We start from the raw sequence: 18,343 nt of genomic DNA, 5'->3' as shown, positions 1-18,343 counted from the left end.
CACCAGAGTGGCTCACTTACATGATGCTAAAAACGGGTTGTGTCGTGCGGATTATGCCTTAGAGTTTCATCTCAGTGTAGCCAGTACAAACACTTATAGATGCCAATCTCTCAAACGAGCACGCAATCTGTGCATTGCCTGACTGTGGATCTGGCTCACACGCGACTCGCTGACATTCAAAACCTCGCCAATTTCACGCAAATTCAGCTCTTCATCGTAGTAAAGAGAGAGAACCAAAGCTTCTCTCTCTGGTAGACGACCAATTTGCTCGGATAATTGAATCTGAAATCGCTCGGCAGCCAATTCATCGAATCCCGAGCCTGAAGGGGCGTCATCGGGGTTGCCGATCACATCCTCGCTGACTCCCAAATCTTCGATGCCGATAATTTTGCCGCAGGAGACATCTTGCAGCATCGCATGGTAATCAGCGATGGATACCCCCATCTCGGCAGCAACCTCGGTATCTCGCGCGTCACGCCCGTGAGTCTGCTCGACACTCTCGATCGCTTCTGCAATAGCCCTGCTGTTGCGATGCACTGAACGGGGCACCCAGTCACCACGCCGAATCTCATCCAGCATGGCGCCGCGGATCCGGATCCCGGCATACGTCTCGAAGCTGGCCCCCTTGCTACCGTCAAAGTTGCGGGAGGCTTCAAGCAGCCCAATCATACCTGCCTGGATCAGGTCATCCAGCAAGACACTGCTGGGCAGGCGAGCCAACAAATGCTGGGCAATTCGCTTGACCAGGGGAGCATGACGCTCCACCAGCACGTAGGAATCCTGATGACGCAAGTACGCTTGGGCTTTATTCACGGGAACCTTCCTGTGTTGTGGCCGGTTTCTGCAACAAATTTTCCAGGAAAAACTCCAGATGGCCGCCCGGCTGGTTGGGCACCGGCCAGCTCGCCGCCTTGTTGGCAAGGGCCCGGAACGCCAGTGCGGCCGGCGACTTGGGAAACGCCTCGACAATCAGCTTCTGCTTGCGCACGGCGGCACGCAGATTGGTGTCATAGGGTACACAGGCGACCAGTTCCAGCGAGGTGTCGAGGAAACGATCCGTGACCCGGGTCAGTTTGGCAAAGAGCTCCTGCCCTTCGCGCAGACTGCGCACCATATTGGCCACCACCTTGAAACGAAACACGCCGTGATCCTTGGATAGGATCTTGATGAGGGCGTAGGCATCGGTGATGGAGGTCGGCTCATCACAGACCACCACCATGATGTCTTGAGCGGCACGGGTGAAGCTCAGCACCATGTCGGAGATCCCCGCAGCCGTATCCACCAGCAGGATGTCGACCTGGGTCTTCATTTCGCTGAAGGCACGGATAAGCTCGGCATGCTGCACCGGAGAAAGCTCGACCATGGACTGGGTGCCCGAGGTCGCAGGCACGATCATCATGCCGTAAGGGCCTTCGACGATGATGTCGTCGATGGTGCATTCACCGGCCAGCACGTGAGAGAGGTTACGATGAACCCGCAGCCCCAGCATGACGTCGACGTTGGCCAGACCCAAGTCGGCATCCAGCACCATCACCCGCTTGCCTTGGGCGGCCATGGCTCCGGCCACGTTCAGGGTCACGTTGGTCTTGCCCACGCCACCTTTACCACCGGAAACGGCGATTACTTTTACTCGATTGTTTTGACGCATTTTGCGCAGACCACTCGCCTGATCCATATACATGTTACTCATAAAACTCCGAATCTTCGGCCTCGCCAAAGCCTGCGCCCCAGAAATAGGGCTCCTCTGTTTCTCGCTCCAGCGAGCCCATGGCAGCTCCGACGAGCTGCGCCGCATTGGCAACCTGAATATCTTCCGGAACCCTTTGTCCATCAGTGATATAGCTGATGGGTAATGAATTCTGGATACACACGTTAATCACTTCGCCCAGATTCAGACTTTCATCCAATTTGGTAAGTATGCAGCCGCTTAATGGAATACGCCGGAAATGGTCAACCGCCTCCTGCATCACCCGACGCTGGGAAGTTGCCGACATCACCAGATAACTGCGGATCCGCACCTTGGCATTCTTGACCAGGGTATCGAGCTGCTCGGTCAGCCGGATATCCCGTTGGCCCACCCCGGCCGTATCGATAAGTACCAGCCGACGGTGGCGGAACTGATAAAGGGCATTGGCCAGCTCTTCGGCATCACGCACCTGCCGTACCGGGCAACCCATGATGCGGCCATAGGTCTGCAGCTGTTCATGGGCACCAATCCGGTAGTTGTCGGTGGTGATCAGCGCCACCTGTTCGGCGCCATACTTCATGGCGAAACGGGCAGCCAGCTTGGCGATGGTAGTGGTTTTGCCCACCCCGGTCGGACCAAGCAGCGCCACCGCGCCGCCCTGACGCATGATCTCGTCCTCACTGATCTTGAGCTGGGCCGTCAGCACCTCGGCCAACTGGGCCATCGCCTGATGGATGGACATATCTTCGGGGATCAGTCCCGCAAGTTGATCGGCAAACGCATCGTCAAAGCCGAGCTTCTTGAGCTCCTTGATCAGCAGGGCCCGCATCGGTTCGCGGCGCTCCACCTCTTGCCACATCAGCCCGGAGATCTGGTGCTCCAGCAATTTACGGATGCTGGCCATCTCCTTGCGCATCCCCTCCATCTCCTGATCCCGCTGGGCAGGTTGAGGGGGGCGCTGGCCGGACGCAACCCGAGCTTTGGGCTTGGCAGGTTCCGGAGCGGCGCCCCACTGCCCCTGCTCGGCCAATGTTCTGGGCGCAGCATTGGCAGCGGCCAGACCGGCCGATTGGGTATTACCCAGTGTCGCCCCATTGCCCGGCTTGAGCTTCTGCTGGCGCGCCAGCAAGGCGGCCAGGGTATCGGCATAATGTTCGTTCTGCTCCTTCGCCGGCGACGGCTCGGGGCGGATCATCTGCCGTGCAGCAGACGAAATATTGACGCTCTCATCGTTCAGCTGACGACGAACCGGCGCATCTTTGGGCCCCGGGACCTGGGATTGATAATCGACTGCGGCGACTATCTCTACCCCTCCGGTGACCTTCTTGTTGGACATGATGACGGCATCCGGCCCGAGAGTCTCCTTGACCTCGGCCAGAGCCGTTCGCATATCCTTGGCAAAAAACCGCTTAATCTTCACCCGTCGTCTCCGCTAACTAGTTCTGCCCTACCGCACTGACGATGCGGATCTGCTTGTCGTCGGGCACTTCCTGATAAGACAGAACGCGCAATCCAGGAATGGCATTCTTGACAAATTTCGCCAGGGTATTGCGCAAGATCCCCGATGTCAGAAGCACGGCCGGTTGGCCTTCCAATTCTTGTCGTTGAGTGGCTTCCACCAGTGAACGCTGCATCCGCTCTGCCAGACCCGGTTCAATACCGGCACCATCACCGCCACCAGCCTGCAGGGATTGATGCAATATACGTTCCAATTCCGGCGCCAAGGTAATCACCGGCAGCTCGGGATCGGGGCCTGCAATCTCCTGCACAATCAGGCGACGCAGGGCAATCCGGCAAGCGGCCGTGAGCACTTCCGGATCCGGACTGCGCGGTGCGTATTCAACCAGGGTCTGCAGGATAGTGCGCATATCGCGGATTGGCACGCCTTCATTGAGCAAATTCTGCAATACCTTCACAAGGTTACCCATGCTGATCACTTCCGGCACCAGCCCTTCGACCAGCTTGCTCTGATGTTTGCCAATCATGTCGAGCAGCTGTTGTACCTCGTCATGACCCAGCAGCAAAGCCGCATGGTTGGTCAGGATCTGGCTCAGATGGGTAGCCACCACGGTCGCGGTATCCACCACCGTATACCCCAGTGTCTGTGCCTGAGAGACCATCTCCTTGGCAACCCAGACCGCTTCCAGTCCGAAGGCGGGATCCCGGGTGGCTATCCCCTGGATCTGGCCGAACACCTGCCCCGGATTGATGGCCATCTCCTTATCATGGTAGACATTGGCCTCGCCGGTACTGACCCCCATCAAGGTGATGCGGTATTGGTTTGGCGCCAGATCCAGGTTGTCGCGAATGTGGACGGCCGGGACCAGAAAGCCCAGCTCTTGCGAGAGTTTCTTGCGCACCCCTTTGATCCGGTTGAGCAGTTCGCCACCCTGATTGCGATCCACCAGCGGGATCAGCTGATAACCCACTTCAAGCCCGATGATGTCCACCGGCATCACATCATCCCAGCTCAGCTCTTTCTGCTCATGAGGTTGTTCGGCAGTGGCAGGCAGCAGCTCGCCCTTGGCTGCTTTGGCGGCCGCCAGTTTCTCGCGGCGCAGCAACCACCAGGCGCCAGCGGCGGCAAGAGCCCCCAGACTCAGGAAGGCGAAATGCGGCATCCCCGGCACCAGCCCCATCATCAGCAGAATCCCGGCCGAGATGATCAGGGCTTTGGGATTGTCAAACAGCTGGCCTAGTACTGCGGTACCCATGTCCTGATCGGTATTCTGACGGGTCACTATGATGGCGGCAGCGATGGAGAGCAGCAGGGAGGGGATCTGCGCCACCAGACCGTCACCGATGGCCAACAGGGTATAGATCTCGGCCGATTCGCTGAAGGTCAGCTGGTGCTGCATCATCCCGATGATGAAGCCGCCGATGATGTTGATAAAGAGGATCATGATGCCCGCAATGGCATCCCCTTTGACAAACTTGGAGGCACCATCCATGGAGCCGTAGAAGTCAGCTTCCTGGGTTACATCCTGACGACGCTTCTTCGCCTCTTCCTGATTGATGAGACCGGCGTTCAAATCGGCATCGATGGCCATCTGTTTGCCCGGCATCGCATCAAGGGTAAAACGGGCACTTACTTCCGCGATCCGCCCGGCACCCTTGGTAATTACCACAAAGTTGATGATCATCAGGATGGTGAAAACGATGATGCCGACCGCATAGTTGCCGCCGATCACCACGTTACCGAACGCCTCGATCACATGGCCGGCCGCCGCACTGCCATTATGACCTTCCAGCAACACCACCCGGGTCGAGGCGACGTTCAACGCCAACCGCAGCAAGGTAGCGAGCAGCAGTACGGTCGGGAAGGCAGCAAATTCGAGGGGGCGGCGAGTATAGACGGATACCAGCAGCACCACGATGGAGAGGGCAATGTTAAAGGAGAAGAGCACATCCAGCATCAGCGGCGGGATGGGTAACACCACCATGCCGAGCGCGGCCAATACCAGCAGAGGGGTGCCAAGGCCTTTGCCCAATACTCCCCGGTACTCTTTGAACTGGCCCAATACTGCCTTGAATTCCATCGCGCTTCTCAATTTCAACCTGCTGGTGCCAGATTAAAGCAAACATCAAGCCAATAATACAAGACATTGAAATGCAATGGATTTATTTTGACTACGTCAGAACTTTGTCATTTGAGATATTCGGTCGGAATGGGGAGAACTTTAGCCAGCGGCTGGGGACGGCGTCCCTGACCGCGGCGGAATTTCTTGAGCTGGAAGACATAGGCGAGCACCTGGGCAACCGCCGCAAACAGCCCTTCCGGGATCTCGTGGCCCAGCTCAGTTGAGTGGTAAATAGCCCGGGTCAAAGCCGGTGACGGCATGATGGGGATCTCGTACTCTCTGGCGATCTCCCTGATCTTCATTGCAATTTCATCGGTGCCCTTGGCCACGACCTTGGGCGCGGCACCGGGTTTTCCCGCATCATACTTGAGCGCTACCGAGTAGTGGGTCGGGTTGGTGATCACCACATCGGCCTTGGGTACATCCCCCATCATCCGGCGCATCGCCATCTGCATCTGCAACTGACGGATCTTGCCCTTTACCTCGGGCTTGCCTTCGCTGTCCTTGAACTCGTCCTTGACCTCCTGTTTGGTCATCTTGAGCTGACGCATGTGGTTCCACTGCTGGAACGGCACATCGATGGCCACGATGGGGAGCAGGGCGCAGCAGAGGATGATCAACATCCAGAGAAACAACTCCAGCGCATCGATAATACCGCCGGGGAAACCCTCCATGGATAGGTTGAGCAGATGATTAAACTGACTGGATAGCATCCACCAGGCAAACAGGGTGATGAACACCACCTTGGCGATGGATTTGACCAGCTCGATCAGCGACTGCACCCCGAACATGCGCTTGAGGCCGCTGAGTGGACTCAGCTTGCTCATCTTGGGCATCATGGCTTCGGTGGAGAAGTTCATCCCCCCCATCAGGGTGTTGCCAATAAAAGCGGCAATCGCCACCAGCGCAAACAAGAGTCCCAGCGGAAGCACCAGTTCCCCCAGCAGCGCCGGCACCATGGCGATCATGGCATTGGGATCGAAAGCCTGCTCCCTGTCCAGGGTAAAGCCCATGGTGACTACCTTGATCATGGCGGTCGCCAGCGAGCCCTTGAGCATCAGCAGACCAAATACCGCCGAGAGCAAAACGCTGGCGGTTCCCAACTCTTTTGAACGTGCAATCTGCCCTTTTTCACGGGCCTGTTGCAGTCGTTTGCCCGTGGGTTGTTCGGTACGTTCCTGGTCGGTATCAGCCATGAGCGCCCCCGAAGCACTGGGTGTTGATCAACTCGCAGCTGACCTCCTGCACCCGCTCCCACATGATGTCGAAGTGACCGAGGAACCCACCGATAGTGAGCCAGAGGATGAGCAGACCCGACATCATGCTGACCGCAAAACCGATACTGAAAATGTTGAGTTGCGGCGCCGCCCGGGTCATGACACCAAAGGCGAAGTTGATTAAGAGCAAGGCGACGATGGCTGAGAGCGACATCACCAAAGCAGCCTGATACATCACCCCCAGAAACGCACTCAGGGTTTTCATAGACGAAACCGAAAGGCCGTGCTCGGAGACAGGCAGTGTCTCGAAACTAAGAATGACCAGCCGCAGCATCACCAGATGACCATCGAGCGCCAGAAACACCAGGGTCGCCAGCATCAGATAAAACTGCCCCACCACGGGGGCCGACTGGCCATTCATCGGGTCCACCAGGGTGGCAAAACCCAGACTGGTCTGCATGGCAATGACCTGACCGGCCATCACGAAGCTCTCCATCAGAAACTGGGTCATCAGGCCGAGGGCAATTCCGATCAGCAACTGCTGGCCCAATACCAGAAAGCTGCCGGCCGAGAAGAGTTCAATGGGTGGCATTTTCGGAAGCAGCGGGGCAATCAGAAAGGTGATGGCCAAAGCCAGCCCCATCCGTACCCGCGCAGGAGCGAGGCGGCTGCCGAATACCGCCATCACCATCAGCAGGCTGCTCACCCGCGCCAGCGGCCAGAGGATGGAAGACAACCACTCCATGATCAGAGCGGTTGTGTAGGTCATCCCACCACCTCGGGGATTTGATTGACCATCAGTATGAAGAAGTCCATCAGACTCTGCATTCCCCAGTGAGCACCAATTCCCAAGGCTAGCAGGGTCACGATAAGACGGGGCAGAAAGCTCAGGGTCTGTTCGTTGATGGAGGTGGCCGCCTGAAAAATGGCTACCACCAGCCCGATTGCGAGACTGGGCAGGATCACGGCGCTGACCATGATATTGACCAGCCAGAGCGCCTCGCGAAAGACGTCGACAAAGGTTTCAGGACTCATGTTCGGGCTCCTTGCGCTCGACCGGCTAACCGGCACCCAGTCCGAAACTGTTGGCCAGCGACCCCAGAATGAGGTTCCAGCCATCCACCATCACAAACAGCATCAGCTTGAAAGGCAGCGAGACAATCATCGGCGAGAGCATCATCATCCCCATCGCCATCAGAATACTGGCGACCACCAGATCGATGACCAGAAATGGCAAGAACAGCATAAAACCAATCTGGAAGGCGGTTTTCAGCTCGCTGGTGACAAACGCCGGGATCAGCACCCGTAGCGGCACATCGGCCGGTTTCTCCACCTGCACGTTGGCGATCTCCATAAAGGTGTTGAGATCCTTGATCCGGGTCTGGGCCAACATGAACTGGTGGATGGGCAACTCGGCCCGCTCCAGCGCCTCTTTTGCCTGAATGGTTTCGGCCAGATAGGGCTGCAGCGCCTCATCATTGATGCGATCCAGCACCGGCGACATGATGAAAAACGACATGAACAGGGCTATGCCGATCAACACCTGGTTGGAAGGACTCTGTTGCAGACCGATCGCCTGGCGCAAGATACCCAACACCACAATGATGCGGGTAAACGAGGTCATCATGATCACCATGGCCGGCAAGAAGGAGAGCGCGGTCATCAGCGCCAGCACTTGCAGGGTCAGGCTGTACTCCTGAGAGCCATCCCCCATGGTCTTGACGGTCACCGCCGACATGGCGTCCTGTGCCAGTGCAGGCCAGGAGCAAAACAGTGGTATCAGCAGGCTGACCAGCAGCCCCGTTTTCAGCCATAAGCCGTTAGCTTTTTTCATGCTTGCCCATCAATTTGCCAAGCTGCTGGGAAAACGCCTGCGGCTGGTTTTCATCCAGCGGCTCCTCCAGCCGGTAGAGAAAGTTGACCTGCTGCGGTGTTACGCCGACCAGCAGTTGCTGTTCGCCCACCTTGACCACCAGCAGCTTCTCTTTGTAACCCACCGGCAACGAGGCGATGACCCGCATCTGGCCGCCCCCCATGGTGGTCGCCAGCTTGCTCTTCTTGAGCAGAAAGCCCAGCACCAGAATGAGGCCGATCACCATCAGACTGGAGAGCAACCAGGAGCTCAGACTAGGCACGTTGGCAGATGCCGCTGTCTCGGCAAAGGCCGGAACAGGCAGCAATAACAACAGGAGGCGCATCATTTGAGCTTCTTGATCCGTTCAATCTGGCTGATGACGTCAGTCAGGCGGATACCGAACTTGTCGTTCACCACCACCACCTCGCCGTGAGCGATCAGGGTGCCGTTGACCAATACGTCCAGCGGCTCGCCAGCAACCCGATCCAGCTCCACCACCGAGCCCTGGTTCAGCTGCAACAGGTTGCGAATGCTGATCTGGCTGCGGCCCACCTCCATGGCGATAGTGACCGGAATATCGAGAATAGTGTCGAGCTTGCGACGCTCCTCGGCACTGATGGGGGCATCATCTTTCAACTCTTCCAGCGGGGCTGGCTTGGCTTCCGCCGTCACCTGCTCCTCCAGAGCCGCAGCCCAGGCATCAGCCATCAGATCCTCTTCCTCAGTTCCGCTCATCTTGTTTCCTTATGCTACTTCGTGACCGTTTACCGTAATAAACCGTCAATTATCGCTGTTGATCTTCGATACTGCGCTCGAGCTCTTCCAGCTCGGCCTCGCCATCAATTCGTACCCCGCCCCGGGTCACCAGATGCATCTCCGTCTTGACCCCTTCCGGACGTTTGAGCTTGTCGGTGATCTTGAGCGCCACATTATCCTTGGTGCGGCCCATCTTGGCGTGGAAAGTGGGCAAGTCTTCCACAAAAACCAGCAGATTTTCCGGCATATCGACCGGAATGATATCGCCGGGTCGCAGCTCCATCAGTTCACGCAGGGTGAGTTCGGTCTCCAGCAGCTTGGCCCGCAGCTCCACCTTGACGTCCATGATCTCGTCACGCAGCGCCTTGCTCCAACGTACGTCGGTATCCCCCTTGTCACTCTGCACACCGGCATCCAGCAGCTCGCGGATCGGTTCCAGCATGGAATAAGGCATCGCCACGTGGAAGTCGCCGCCGCCACCATCGAGCTCGATGTGGAACGAGCTGACCACGATCACTTCGGTCGGGCTGACGATGTTGGCCATTGCCGGGTTCACTTCAGAGTCGAGATATTCGAAACCCACATCCATCACTGGCGCCCAGGCATCCTTGTAATCCTCGAACACCAGTTTGAGCAGCATCTGGATAATGCGCCGTTCGGTCGGGGTAAATTCGCGCCCTTCAATCTTGGCGTGATAACGGCCATCACCACCGAAGAAGTTCTCTACCAGGATGAAGACCAGTCGGGCCTCCATGGTGATGAGTGCCGTCCCCTTGAGCGGGCGGAAGCGCACCATGTTGAGACTGGTCGGCACAAACAGGGTATGAACATACTCGCCAAACTTGAGCATCTGCACGCCGTTGATGGAGACCTCGGCGGTACGACGCATCATGTTGAACAGGCTGATCCGCATATGGCGGGCGAAACGTTCATTCACCAGCTCCAGCGTCGGCATGCGACCACGGACGATGCGGTCTTGGGAGGAGAAGTCAAACTGGGCTACGCCGGGGTCTCCAGCGCCGCCTATCTCTTCCTCTTCGACATCATCGACACCGTGCAAGAGGGCATCAATTTCGTCCTGACTTAACAGATCGCTCACGCTTCACCTACTGCATTACAAAGCCGGTAAACAGCACTTGTTCGATAACGGGGGAAGAGACCAAGTCCTTGAGCACCCGACGGCACTCTTCCAGTGAATCCTTGCGCAGCTTCTCCTTGCCTTCGAAGGTCATCAGCTGTTCGGCACTGGCTGCGCTGAATACCCGCAGCAAAGTGCCTTCAATCAGGGGGATATTCTGTTTGGCCAGCGTCTCGTCGGCGGTACCGCGCACCATCAGCTGGATCTTGATCTGCACCAGTCGATCTCGCTGGGCACCTGCGACGTTGAAGACAAAGGGGCGCGGCATACCGACATAGAGGGAAGGTTTAGGCGCTTCCTCCTTGGGTGTGGCCTCGGCACCTTCCGCCGCTTCAGCAGGCGGTTTATCGGAGCCGGAGAGCATCAGGAAGGCGCCAACACCACCTCCGCCCAGCAAAATAACCGCCAGGGCAATGATAATGATCAGCTTCTTTTTCTTGCCCGCAGCCGGGTCTTTTAGCGTCAACTCGTTATCGTCAGCCATCCCTTGTCCACCCTAGTCTCAAACTTGTTCGATATCATAAACTTACTCGGGATTGCATCAAGCATAGAAATCAATTCCGGAACCGTTTGTCGATTCCACCAGCAAACTGGGGTTGGAAGTGGTGAGTTCCCCTTCAACCAGCCCGTTACCGGACCGCGGCTGACCACTAGTCTGACCTTGCTGCCCCTGCCCGTTAAAGGTGGGCTGGCCCTGTTGCTGCTGTTGTTGCGACTGCTGCTGCACCTGCGTCTGACCAAGCTGGATCCCCTGCCCTGCCAGCATGTCACGCAGCCGGGGCATCGCCTGCTCCAGCATCTCGCGGGTCTGGCCATGTTGTACCACAAAATGGACGTTGGCCTGGCTGTCGGACCCCATCTGGATCTGGATCTTCATCTTGCCAAGGCCGAGGGGGTCGAGCTGAATTTCCGCCTGTTGCAGTTTTTCGGCCAGCATCACATTGACCTTCTGGTGCAATTCGGCAGGCGCTTCCTGACTGGCCAGTTTCAAATGGGGTAAATTCTGCGGCTCACGGCGCAGCGTCGTCTCAGCGGCGGGAGCCCGGCTATCGGCTACCTGTGGCTGAGTCTGGCTGTTCTGGCCATGCTGAACGGTCTGGCTCTGGCTGCTCTCACTGCTAGATGTCGTCGCAACCAGGCTCTTCTCCGCCTCACCGGCCTTCGGTTTTACCTCAAGCGAAACCGCTTTGCGCACCTCGTCGGTGCCGGTCACTTCCATCTGCTTGATGCCGGCTGAAATGGTCGACAGCGGTGCTTGCGGCCCCTGAGATTCAGCCTGTGCCAACACCTGCTGCGGCGCCACCATCACGGGGGCGGCAGCACTATCGGTCTGAGCCGTCGCATTTGTCGTTACGCTGCTCTGGGCTGCGGCACTTTCTGAGGCACTCTGCGCCGTCCTCACGGGCGCCGAACCTTGATTGGCGGCGGTGGCTGGTTGCTGGCTGCCTTCGGCGGCACCATTTTTTTCTGTCCCCTTGCCAGCCACCCCACTTCCATCCGCAGTTGCTGAAGTGGTTGCAGCGCCCACCTCAGGCTGCTTGAGCCCCTCGCTGAAGGCCTTGAGCGCAGCCCCCTGAGTCGCGGCTTGCGTCGCCTGCCCCTTGTTAGTCAAAGCATTGCTGACGGCGAGATCGGATTTGCTGTCGCCAGCCTCTTTTGCAGCAAGTGACTCCGCGGGTTTGGCGGTACTGGCTGACTCATCGACCGGCAGCACCTTGGCCAGCTGGGCCATCCGCTCTGCCCCCGTGAGGGGCTTGGTGTGCTTGCCATCTGCTCCGAGGGTTTCGCCCTTGGCAGAGGCTTTCTCCCCGGTCTGCTCATCCGCAGTAGTGGCGGCATCTTCACCTTCAGAGGAGAGAACGGCAGCAGAGGCATCGCCCTTCGCCACCACTCGCGCCGCTGAAGACGATACGGTGGTATCAAGAGTCGAATTGGCGGTCGTCGCCAGCGGCGACTGCGCCCCGGTCTGACCGGCAAGCTGGCTGGCAATTCTGGCAGCGGCAGGAGTCTGCTCGCCTTCATCAAGTGCAATCCCCTCCTGCTCACCCTCTTGCGGCAACGGATTGCCGTCTACCGCAGTGGCGCTCTGTTGGGCCGCCACCGCCAGCTGGGGAGTCACTAGCGAAGTATCGAGCTTGAGGGAGTCTTGCAGGCGCAGCAGAAAGTCGGTGGCAGGGACCTCCTCCACCTTGTTGTCGGCGTCAGAAGCCTGCTCCTTGCCGGTCTCCTCTTTGGGAGAGGTACTTTCGGTCGCCAAAGATTTGGCTGATCGGACATGGTTACCGCCCTGAGTAGCCTCGGCAGCGCCCTGTTCGCTGTTCCCGGCCTTGGCAATCAGGGTGGCGAAATCACCCTTGCTGTCGCTGCCGGTTCCCCCATCGATACTTTTGCTCTCGACGGAACCGCTCAGAGGCGCTTTGTCCAACCCGTTGGCCGCAGCCGAAGGCGTTTGTGTCAACAGTGTCTGCATCATGATGGGATCCCTGAATTCTGGTGGCCCCCAAAGAGATGGCCGCCGACAATGTCCATATCAAAGCAAGTTACAGGCCAGATTGATGAAAACGTCGCAACATGGCGTACTCATCCAGCATCTTCTGCTCCTGACGCTGGGCTTTCTGCTGCTCGCGGCTCGCCTGCTTCTCCAGCAACAGCTCCACCGCCTTGCGCCGCTGCTGGGCCGCCAGCCACTCTTCACGGCGCTGTTCCAGCGCCTGACGCACCTGCAACACCCCTTCGTACTGCTGGGTCGCTGCCTGTTCGAGCTTGTTGATAAAGGCGTGATACTGGGTATTTTGCTGGGGCGAAATCCCCTGCAGGCCGCGATCGGTCCACTGCTGGTGATAGATCTGGCGGTACTGGTTGAGGGCATTTTGCTGATCCATGAACAGCTTGAGATCCTGCTGCGCCTTCACCAGCGCCAGCGCACACTGCTGCTCCGCCTCCACCAGCCGATCGGCCAACAATACCAACCCTTTACTCATCGTCGACCTCTCTGTTACCGACCATCATCAGCGCATCAATGGCATCGCCACCATCTGCAAGGCTTGCAGGCCATCATCGTAGTGAATGACCTCACGCATCCCCTGCTGCAAGAACTGATCCAGATAGGGTTTTTGAATGATGGCGCGGTCAATGCGCGGATCGGAACCCTGACTATAGGCGCCGATGGTGATGAGATCCCGGTTCTGCTGATAGAGGGAGTAGAACTGCTTGAGGGTGCGCGCCAGATCCATATGTTCCGGCGAGGTCACCATGGGCATAACCCGGCTGATGGACTTCTCGATGTCGATGGCGGGATAGTGGCCCGCATCAGCCAGCTCGCGTGACAGCACGATGTGGCCATCGAGGATCGCCCGTGCAGCGTCGGCGATGGGATCCTGCAGATCGTCCCCCTCGGTCAGTACGGTGAAAAAAGCTGTGATGGATCCCTGCCCATCGCTGCCGTTACCGGCCCGCTCAACCAGCGCCGGCAATTTGGCAAACACCGAGGGCGGATAACCCTTGGTAGCCGGCGGCTCGCCCACGGCCAGCGCAATCTCGCGCTGGGCCTGGGCATAACGGGTAAGAGAGTCCATCAAGAGCAGCACGTTGAGCCCCTGATCGCGAAAATACTCGGCGATGGCCAGCGCCGTTTCACACCCCTTGAGCCGCATCAGCGGCGAGGCATCGGCGGGAGCAGCTACCACCACGGAGCGGGCACGGCCCTCCTCTCCCAGAATGTCTTCGATAAACTCTTTAACTTCCCGGCCCCGTTCACCGATGAGGCCGACCACTACCACATCCGCCACCGAGCCGCGGGTCATCATGCCCAGCAGCACCGATTTACCGACACCGGAACCGGCAAACAACCCCATCCGCTGGCCCTGACCAACCGTCAGCACGGCGTTGATGGCGCGTACCCCCACGTCCATCGGCTGATGGATCGGGCGGCGAGAGAGCGGGTTGATGCGGTGCTGGGCAAACTGCACGGTCTGGGAGGATAGAATGGGGCCGAGGCCATCGAGTGGCTGACCAATGCCGTCGATGACCCGACCAAGCAGGTTCATCCCAACCGGAATGCCGTGCTCTTCGGTGATGGGCACCACCCGGGCACCGGGGATCACCCCCTTGAGCTGCTCGCTCGGCATCAGATAGAGGCGATCGCCAGAAAAACCGACCACTTCAGCCTCCAGCGTCCCATCAAGGGTATCGATGCGACAGAGAGCACCAATGGCGGCGCGGCAGCCGATGGCTTCGAGGGTCAGCCCCACCACCCGGGTCAATTTACCGGCAACCGGCGGTTTGGGGGTGCTGTCGCGTACCTTGTACCCTTGCAACCGGTTCAGTAGCGAGCCGCTCATCTGGCCTCCTGAGAGCTAAAAAGTGCAGCCGGACGGCAACGTCCGGCATCGGTTATGGGCGTGAGTCCTGCGAAGCCGGTTTCTGCGACGCATTGTCCCGCAAGAAGTTGCGCAGCAACTGATCGATGCGCCCGGAGAGGGTCAAATCGATGCTGGAGAGCTCGGTAGCCAGTTGCAGATCGCCGGGGGAAAGGGTGGGATCGCTCTGCAATCGCCAGTGGCGCTTGGCGCACTCGTCGGCGCCAAATGCCTGTTCGATTCGCGCTATATCGTCGGGATGCAACATCAGAGTCACCCCCTGTTCGGCGGCAGGCAGCAAGGCCAGCCCCTCTTTAAGCGCCTCCAGCAAAATGCGGGGGGAGGTCTCCGCTTCGTGACGAATGAGCGCGCGGGCCAGTTGCATCACCAGCGAGACCAGCTGCTGCTCCACCGCCTGATCCAGCTCGTTAAGCGGATTGGCAAGGCGGGTGGCGAGCCCCTGCCAGTGGGCGATCTCCTGCTCCACCAGCTCGCGGCCCATGGCCAGCCCCTCCTCGCGCCCCTGTTCGAGACCGGCAGAGTGGCCCTGTTGCAATCCTTCCAGCTTGCCCTCTTCCATTCCCTTGGCATAACCGGACTCGCGCCCCTCGGCCATCCCCTCTTCCCAGGCGGCCTGACGGATCGCTTCAAGCTCTTCGGCGGTGATGCTGGGGGTCGGCTCCTGTTCGGGCTCCGGCTCCACCACCTCCTCTTCCTGCTGATACCAGTCAGGGGCCAGGCCAAGAGCATTGGTAGGCGCTCCCGCCTCTACCTCGACCTCCATCTCGGGCCAGCCCCAGGTCTCAACCCGGGCATCATCACCCTCGGGGCGCACATACCCACGCAGTTTGTTGTTCATGCTTTGCGCGGCTCCTCACCACTGCCTGATGCGGGCTTGGCATCGCGGTTCTGTTTATGGGCCATGGCTTAGAGGAACTCCTCGCCGCCACCGGCGCCCAGCATGATTTCGCCAGCATCCGCCAGACGACGGGCGATGGAGAGGATCTCTTTCTGGGCCGCTTCCACTTCGGAGACCCGGATCGGCCCCATGGCCTCCAGATCGTCCGCCAGCATTTCGGCCGCCCGTTTGGACATGTTCTTGAAGATCTTCTCGCGCATCTGATCGTCGGAGCCCTTGAGGGCGCGTTGCAGCAGATCCCCCGGTACTTCCCGCAGCATGGTCTGGATGCCGCGATCGTCCACATCGATGAGGTTTTCGAACACGAACATCAAATCCTGGATCTGCTGGCTCATCTCTTCGTCCGACTCGCGGATGGAGTCCATCAACTGGCCTTCGATATTGGTATCCAGATAGTTCATGATGTTGGCGGCAGCCTTCAGGCCGCCCATCTTGGCTGCCTGGGCACCGGCCGCACCGGCGAACTGTTTCTCCATGATGTCGTTCAACTCTTGCAGCGCCGCCGGTTGTACCTCTTCGAGGTTGGCGATACGCATCACCAGATCGAGGCGCACCTGCTCCGGGAACTGGCTCAGGATCTCGGCGGATTGCTCCGGCTCCAGATAGGAGAGCACGATGGTCTGGATCTGGGGGTGTTCGTTCTGGATGATGCTGGCCACCTGACGGGCATCCATCCACTTGAGCGAATCGAGACCACGGGCGCCGGAACCGAGAATGATCTGGTCCACCAGGTTGCTCGCCTTGTCCTCGCCAAGAGCCGCCACCAACGCCTTGCGCACGAAGTCTTCACTGCCGATACCGATGTTGGTGTACTTCTGGATATCGTCGATGAATTGACGGTGCACCGCCGCCACCCGATCGTGACTGAAGTCGGACATGGAGGCCATCGACATACCGAGCCGCTGCACCTGCTTGGGCTCGAGATGACGGAAGATCTGGGCGGCATCCTCTTCATTGAGGCTCAGCATCAGCACCGCAGCCATCTCCATCCCCGACATCTGGTCGAGGATCTGGCGCTGACTGTCAGTGATGTCATTGCCGGTGACTTGACTCTTCTTTTCTTCAGGCATCTTTGTTCGTTACCCATTCTTTAATGACCTGAGCGGCCAGATCCGGCTCGTTCGCCACCAGCGCACGTACCGCCTTGAGCAAGTCTTCGTCACGGTGCAGATCCGGCAGTTTCAGCTGGCCATCGCGTACACCAAATACCTGATCGTTCTCGACTTGTGCTGACAGCAGACTCAACTCGTCGTCGCCACCCAGTACGGTGTGGTTGTCGAAATCCACTTCCCCTTCCGGTTTGGCATCCGGGTAGAGCAGTCGCTTGAGCATGGGGCGAACCACGGTGACGATCAAGACGATGATCACCAGTACCGAGGCGGCAATCCGCACCGCACGCCAGAACCAGGGCTGATCGTAGAGCGGCACTTCGGCCACGGTATCCAGCTCTGGGCGATTGAACGGAATCGCGACCACCTCAAGGGTATCACCGCGGGTCACATCAAAGCCAAGGCCACCGCTCAGCAAACGGCGCAATGTATCGAGTTCTGCCTGGGTGCGCGCCTCACGAGTCACGGCCCCGTCGGCACCGGGCACCGCTTTGTAATCCACTGCAACCGAAACAGTCATGCGGCGAATGCCACCCATCTGGCGACGGGTATGGCTGACGGTGGTATCCAGCTCGAAGTTGCGGGTTGCCTCTTTGCGGGAACGGCCCGAAGCGGCAGCGCTGGCACCATCACCACCGGTCGCCTCCTCGGGAATATTGGAGGCGGCAGGGGGCTGGTTGGAGAGGGCACCAGGCACACCACCATTGCTGCCGCTGGCGCTGTTCTCTTCCATGGTCATTTCGGAGCGCACAGCAGGCAGGTCCGGGTTGTAAGTCTTGCGGGTCTGCTCCTGCTGGGAGAAGTCGAGGGAGAGATCCACTTCCGCCGTATAGTTGTCGGCCCCCAGCACCGGGATCAGGATGGCGTCAATTTTTTGTTTGTACTCCAGCTCCTGCTTCTGCTGCATGGCAAACTCTTTGCGAGTCTGGGCCGAGATCGGGTCTTGCGAGCCGGAGTTGAGCAGGCGCCCATTCTGGTCGGTGACGGTGACACGGGTTGGCTCAAGGCCGTGTACCGCAGAGGCCACCATATCGACGATGGAGTCCACCTCCCCCTGCCCCAGCGCCGCCCCTTTCAGGTTGAGCACCACGGTGGCACTGGGTTTGCGTTCGTTGCGGGCAAACACGTTGTCTTTCGGGATAGCCAGCAGCACCTGGGCCTTGGCCACATTCTGGAACTGCTCGATGGCGCTCGCCAGTTGGCGCTCGCGGCTCAGCTTCAGACGTTCGCTCTCCATCCGCTGGCTGACGCCGAAACTGGAATCTTTCAGCAGGATATCTTCACCACCGATGTTGCTATCGGTGGCATTGGCAAGACCGGCACGGGTCAGGGCCAGCTGGATAGTGGGGTAGCTTTCGGCGTTGACCAGCACGCTCTTGCCATCCACCTCGTAGGGGATCTTCTGCTGATCGAGGAAATCGAGAGTCTTCACCAGCTCCTGGGTGGTGTAGGTGCCGAGGGGACGCATGTCCGGCTCCTTGCCCCACAGCAGGATAAACACCGCAATGGCCAGACAGATGGCAAGCCCCAGGATCAGGGTGATTTGCCGCAGCACATCGGTATTGGACAGGAAGCCCAGCGCCGAACTCTTCTGCTCATTTTCATCGAGGGCGGCGGTGCCCTCATCGTTTATCAGCAGATCGCCGTTTTGGTCAGTAGCCACGATTTATGTCCTTATTGCTGACATGTTCATGATGTTCAGTCGTCATGGTTTATTGGCGTC

At 58.8% G+C, this 18,343-nt stretch carries 18 protein-coding genes; all 18 read right to left on the bottom strand.

From position 1 onward, the window contains the following. Nucleotides 1-93: 93 nt before the first annotated feature. The 18 genes from ACTG19_RS19410 to fliF all read right to left on the bottom strand — a co-directional run bounded on the left by ACTG19_RS19410 (nucleotide 94) and on the right by fliF (nucleotide 18,283). Nucleotides 94-813: an RNA polymerase sigma factor FliA gene (locus ACTG19_RS19410; protein WP_047439647.1), complete on the bottom strand. Its 720-nt coding sequence runs from the start codon at nucleotides 811-813 to the stop codon at nucleotides 94-96. Continuing rightward, nucleotides 806-1,681 (bottom strand): MinD/ParA family protein, encoded by an 876-nt coding sequence (locus ACTG19_RS19405; protein WP_013723550.1) that lies wholly within the window; start codon nucleotides 1,679-1,681, stop codon nucleotides 806-808. Before ACTG19_RS19405 ends, ACTG19_RS19410 begins: the two co-directional genes overlap by 8 nt. A 1-nt stretch (nucleotide 1,682) precedes the next feature. Continuing rightward, a complete protein-coding gene (gene flhF / locus ACTG19_RS19400; RefSeq protein ID WP_064339694.1) occupies nucleotides 1,683-3,107 on the bottom strand; it encodes a flagellar biosynthesis protein FlhF in 1,425 nt (474 codons plus the stop codon). 16 nt (nucleotides 3,108-3,123) lie between these two features. Then, a complete protein-coding gene (gene flhA, locus ACTG19_RS19395; protein ID WP_005353675.1) occupies nucleotides 3,124-5,226 on the bottom strand; it encodes a flagellar biosynthesis protein FlhA in 2,103 nt (700 codons plus the stop codon). 107 nt (nucleotides 5,227-5,333) lie between these two features. Then, nucleotides 5,334-6,464 carry a flagellar biosynthesis protein FlhB gene (gene flhB / locus ACTG19_RS19390; protein ID WP_439989438.1) on the bottom strand — a complete coding sequence of 377 codons (1,131 nt, stop codon included), beginning with the start codon at nucleotides 6,462-6,464 and terminating at the stop codon, nucleotides 5,334-5,336. Continuing rightward, nucleotides 6,457-7,254: a flagellar biosynthetic protein FliR gene (fliR, locus tag ACTG19_RS19385; RefSeq protein ID WP_005353677.1), complete on the bottom strand. Its 798-nt coding sequence runs from the start codon at nucleotides 7,252-7,254 to the stop codon at nucleotides 6,457-6,459. Before fliR ends, flhB begins: the two co-directional genes overlap by 8 nt. After that, the gene (gene fliQ, locus ACTG19_RS19380; RefSeq protein ID WP_005334727.1) at nucleotides 7,251-7,520 is read right to left on the bottom strand and encodes a flagellar biosynthesis protein FliQ; all 270 of its coding nucleotides are present in this window, start codon (nucleotides 7,518-7,520) and stop codon (nucleotides 7,251-7,253) included. The genes fliR and fliQ overlap by 4 nt, the downstream gene beginning before the upstream one ends. 25 nt (nucleotides 7,521-7,545) lie before the next feature. Next, complete coding sequence (gene fliP, locus ACTG19_RS19375) at nucleotides 7,546-8,319, bottom strand: flagellar type III secretion system pore protein FliP (protein ID WP_005334729.1); 774 nt, start codon at nucleotides 8,317-8,319, stop codon at nucleotides 7,546-7,548. Next, a complete protein-coding gene (gene fliO, locus ACTG19_RS19370) occupies nucleotides 8,306-8,686 on the bottom strand; it encodes a flagellar biosynthetic protein FliO (RefSeq protein WP_075114864.1) in 381 nt (126 codons plus the stop codon). Before fliO ends, fliP begins: the two co-directional genes overlap by 14 nt. Then, nucleotides 8,683-9,075, bottom strand: a complete 393-nt coding sequence (gene fliN, locus ACTG19_RS19365; RefSeq protein WP_005298791.1) for a flagellar motor switch protein FliN — start codon at nucleotides 9,073-9,075, stop codon at nucleotides 8,683-8,685. Before fliN ends, fliO begins: the two co-directional genes overlap by 4 nt. Before the next feature lie 49 nt (nucleotides 9,076-9,124). Beyond that, nucleotides 9,125-10,195 (bottom strand): flagellar motor switch protein FliM, encoded by a 1,071-nt coding sequence (gene fliM, locus ACTG19_RS19360; protein WP_005334736.1) that lies wholly within the window; start codon nucleotides 10,193-10,195, stop codon nucleotides 9,125-9,127. Between the two features lie 7 nt (nucleotides 10,196-10,202). Beyond that, nucleotides 10,203-10,718 carry a flagellar basal body-associated protein FliL gene (gene fliL / locus ACTG19_RS19355; protein ID WP_040065335.1) on the bottom strand — a complete coding sequence of 172 codons (516 nt, stop codon included), beginning with the start codon at nucleotides 10,716-10,718 and terminating at the stop codon, nucleotides 10,203-10,205. A gap of 57 nt (nucleotides 10,719-10,775) precedes the next feature. Next, a complete protein-coding gene (locus ACTG19_RS19350) occupies nucleotides 10,776-12,707 on the bottom strand; it encodes a flagellar hook-length control protein FliK (RefSeq protein ID WP_439989437.1) in 1,932 nt (643 codons plus the stop codon). 67 nt (nucleotides 12,708-12,774) lie between these two features. Further along, a complete protein-coding gene (gene fliJ / locus ACTG19_RS19345; protein ID WP_005334746.1) occupies nucleotides 12,775-13,215 on the bottom strand; it encodes a flagellar export protein FliJ in 441 nt (146 codons plus the stop codon). Between the two features lie 27 nt (nucleotides 13,216-13,242). Next, nucleotides 13,243-14,574 (bottom strand): flagellar protein export ATPase FliI, encoded by a 1,332-nt coding sequence (fliI, locus tag ACTG19_RS19340; RefSeq protein WP_439989436.1) that lies wholly within the window; start codon nucleotides 14,572-14,574, stop codon nucleotides 13,243-13,245. A 52-nt stretch (nucleotides 14,575-14,626) separates the two neighbouring features. Then, nucleotides 14,627-15,451 (bottom strand): flagellar assembly protein FliH, encoded by an 825-nt coding sequence (gene fliH, locus ACTG19_RS19335; protein ID WP_236322050.1) that lies wholly within the window; start codon nucleotides 15,449-15,451, stop codon nucleotides 14,627-14,629. A gap of 68 nt (nucleotides 15,452-15,519) precedes the next feature. Beyond that, nucleotides 15,520-16,581 (bottom strand): flagellar motor switch protein FliG, encoded by a 1,062-nt coding sequence (gene fliG, locus ACTG19_RS19330; RefSeq protein ID WP_005334749.1) that lies wholly within the window; start codon nucleotides 16,579-16,581, stop codon nucleotides 15,520-15,522. Further along, a complete protein-coding gene (gene fliF, locus ACTG19_RS19325) occupies nucleotides 16,574-18,283 on the bottom strand; it encodes a flagellar basal-body MS-ring/collar protein FliF (protein WP_005334750.1) in 1,710 nt (569 codons plus the stop codon). The genes fliG and fliF overlap by 8 nt, the downstream gene beginning before the upstream one ends. Between the last annotated feature and the right edge of the window lie 60 nt (nucleotides 18,284-18,343).

This window comes from Aeromonas sp. 3P (assembly GCF_051919745.1).
GTDB classification, from domain to species: Bacteria; Pseudomonadota; Gammaproteobacteria; order Enterobacterales; family Aeromonadaceae; genus Aeromonas; species Aeromonas veronii.
This window is presented reverse-complemented; position numbering and strand designations above follow the sequence as displayed.

What these genes read in the sequence shown, in the direction of transcription:
- fliH (WP_236322050.1), bottom strand. Translation starts at nt 15,451, where the DNA reads ATGAACAACAAACTGCGTGGGTATGTGCGCCCCGAGGGTGATGATGCC.
- fliN (WP_005298791.1), bottom strand. Translation starts at nt 9,075, where the DNA reads ATGAGCGGAACTGAGGAAGAGGATCTGATGGCTGATGCCTGGGCTGCG.
- fliP (WP_005334729.1), bottom strand. Translation starts at nt 8,319, where the DNA reads ATGAAAAAAGCTAACGGCTTATGGCTGAAAACGGGGCTGCTGGTCAGC.
- fliG (WP_005334749.1), bottom strand. Translation starts at nt 16,581, where the DNA reads ATGCCTGAAGAAAAGAAGAGTCAAGTCACCGGCAATGACATCACTGAC.
- ACTG19_RS19350 (WP_439989437.1), bottom strand. Translation starts at nt 12,707, where the DNA reads ATGATGCAGACACTGTTGACACAAACGCCTTCGGCTGCGGCCAACGGG.
- fliJ (WP_005334746.1), bottom strand. Translation starts at nt 13,215, where the DNA reads ATGAGTAAAGGGTTGGTATTGTTGGCCGATCGGCTGGTGGAGGCGGAG.
- flhB (WP_439989438.1), bottom strand. Translation starts at nt 6,464, where the DNA reads ATGGCTGATACCGACCAGGAACGTACCGAACAACCCACGGGCAAACGA.
- fliL (WP_040065335.1), bottom strand. Translation starts at nt 10,718, where the DNA reads ATGGCTGACGATAACGAGTTGACGCTAAAAGACCCGGCTGCGGGCAAG.
- fliQ (WP_005334727.1), bottom strand. Translation starts at nt 7,520, where the DNA reads ATGAGTCCTGAAACCTTTGTCGACGTCTTTCGCGAGGCGCTCTGGCTG.
- ACTG19_RS19405 (WP_013723550.1), bottom strand. Translation starts at nt 1,681, where the DNA reads ATGTATATGGATCAGGCGAGTGGTCTGCGCAAAATGCGTCAAAACAAT.
- fliO (WP_075114864.1), bottom strand. Translation starts at nt 8,686, where the DNA reads ATGATGCGCCTCCTGTTGTTATTGCTGCCTGTTCCGGCCTTTGCCGAG.
- fliI (WP_439989436.1), bottom strand. Translation starts at nt 14,574, where the DNA reads ATGAGCGGCTCGCTACTGAACCGGTTGCAAGGGTACAAGGTACGCGAC.
- flhA (WP_005353675.1), bottom strand. Translation starts at nt 5,226, where the DNA reads ATGGAATTCAAGGCAGTATTGGGCCAGTTCAAAGAGTACCGGGGAGTA.
- fliR (WP_005353677.1), bottom strand. Translation starts at nt 7,254, where the DNA reads ATGACCTACACAACCGCTCTGATCATGGAGTGGTTGTCTTCCATCCTC.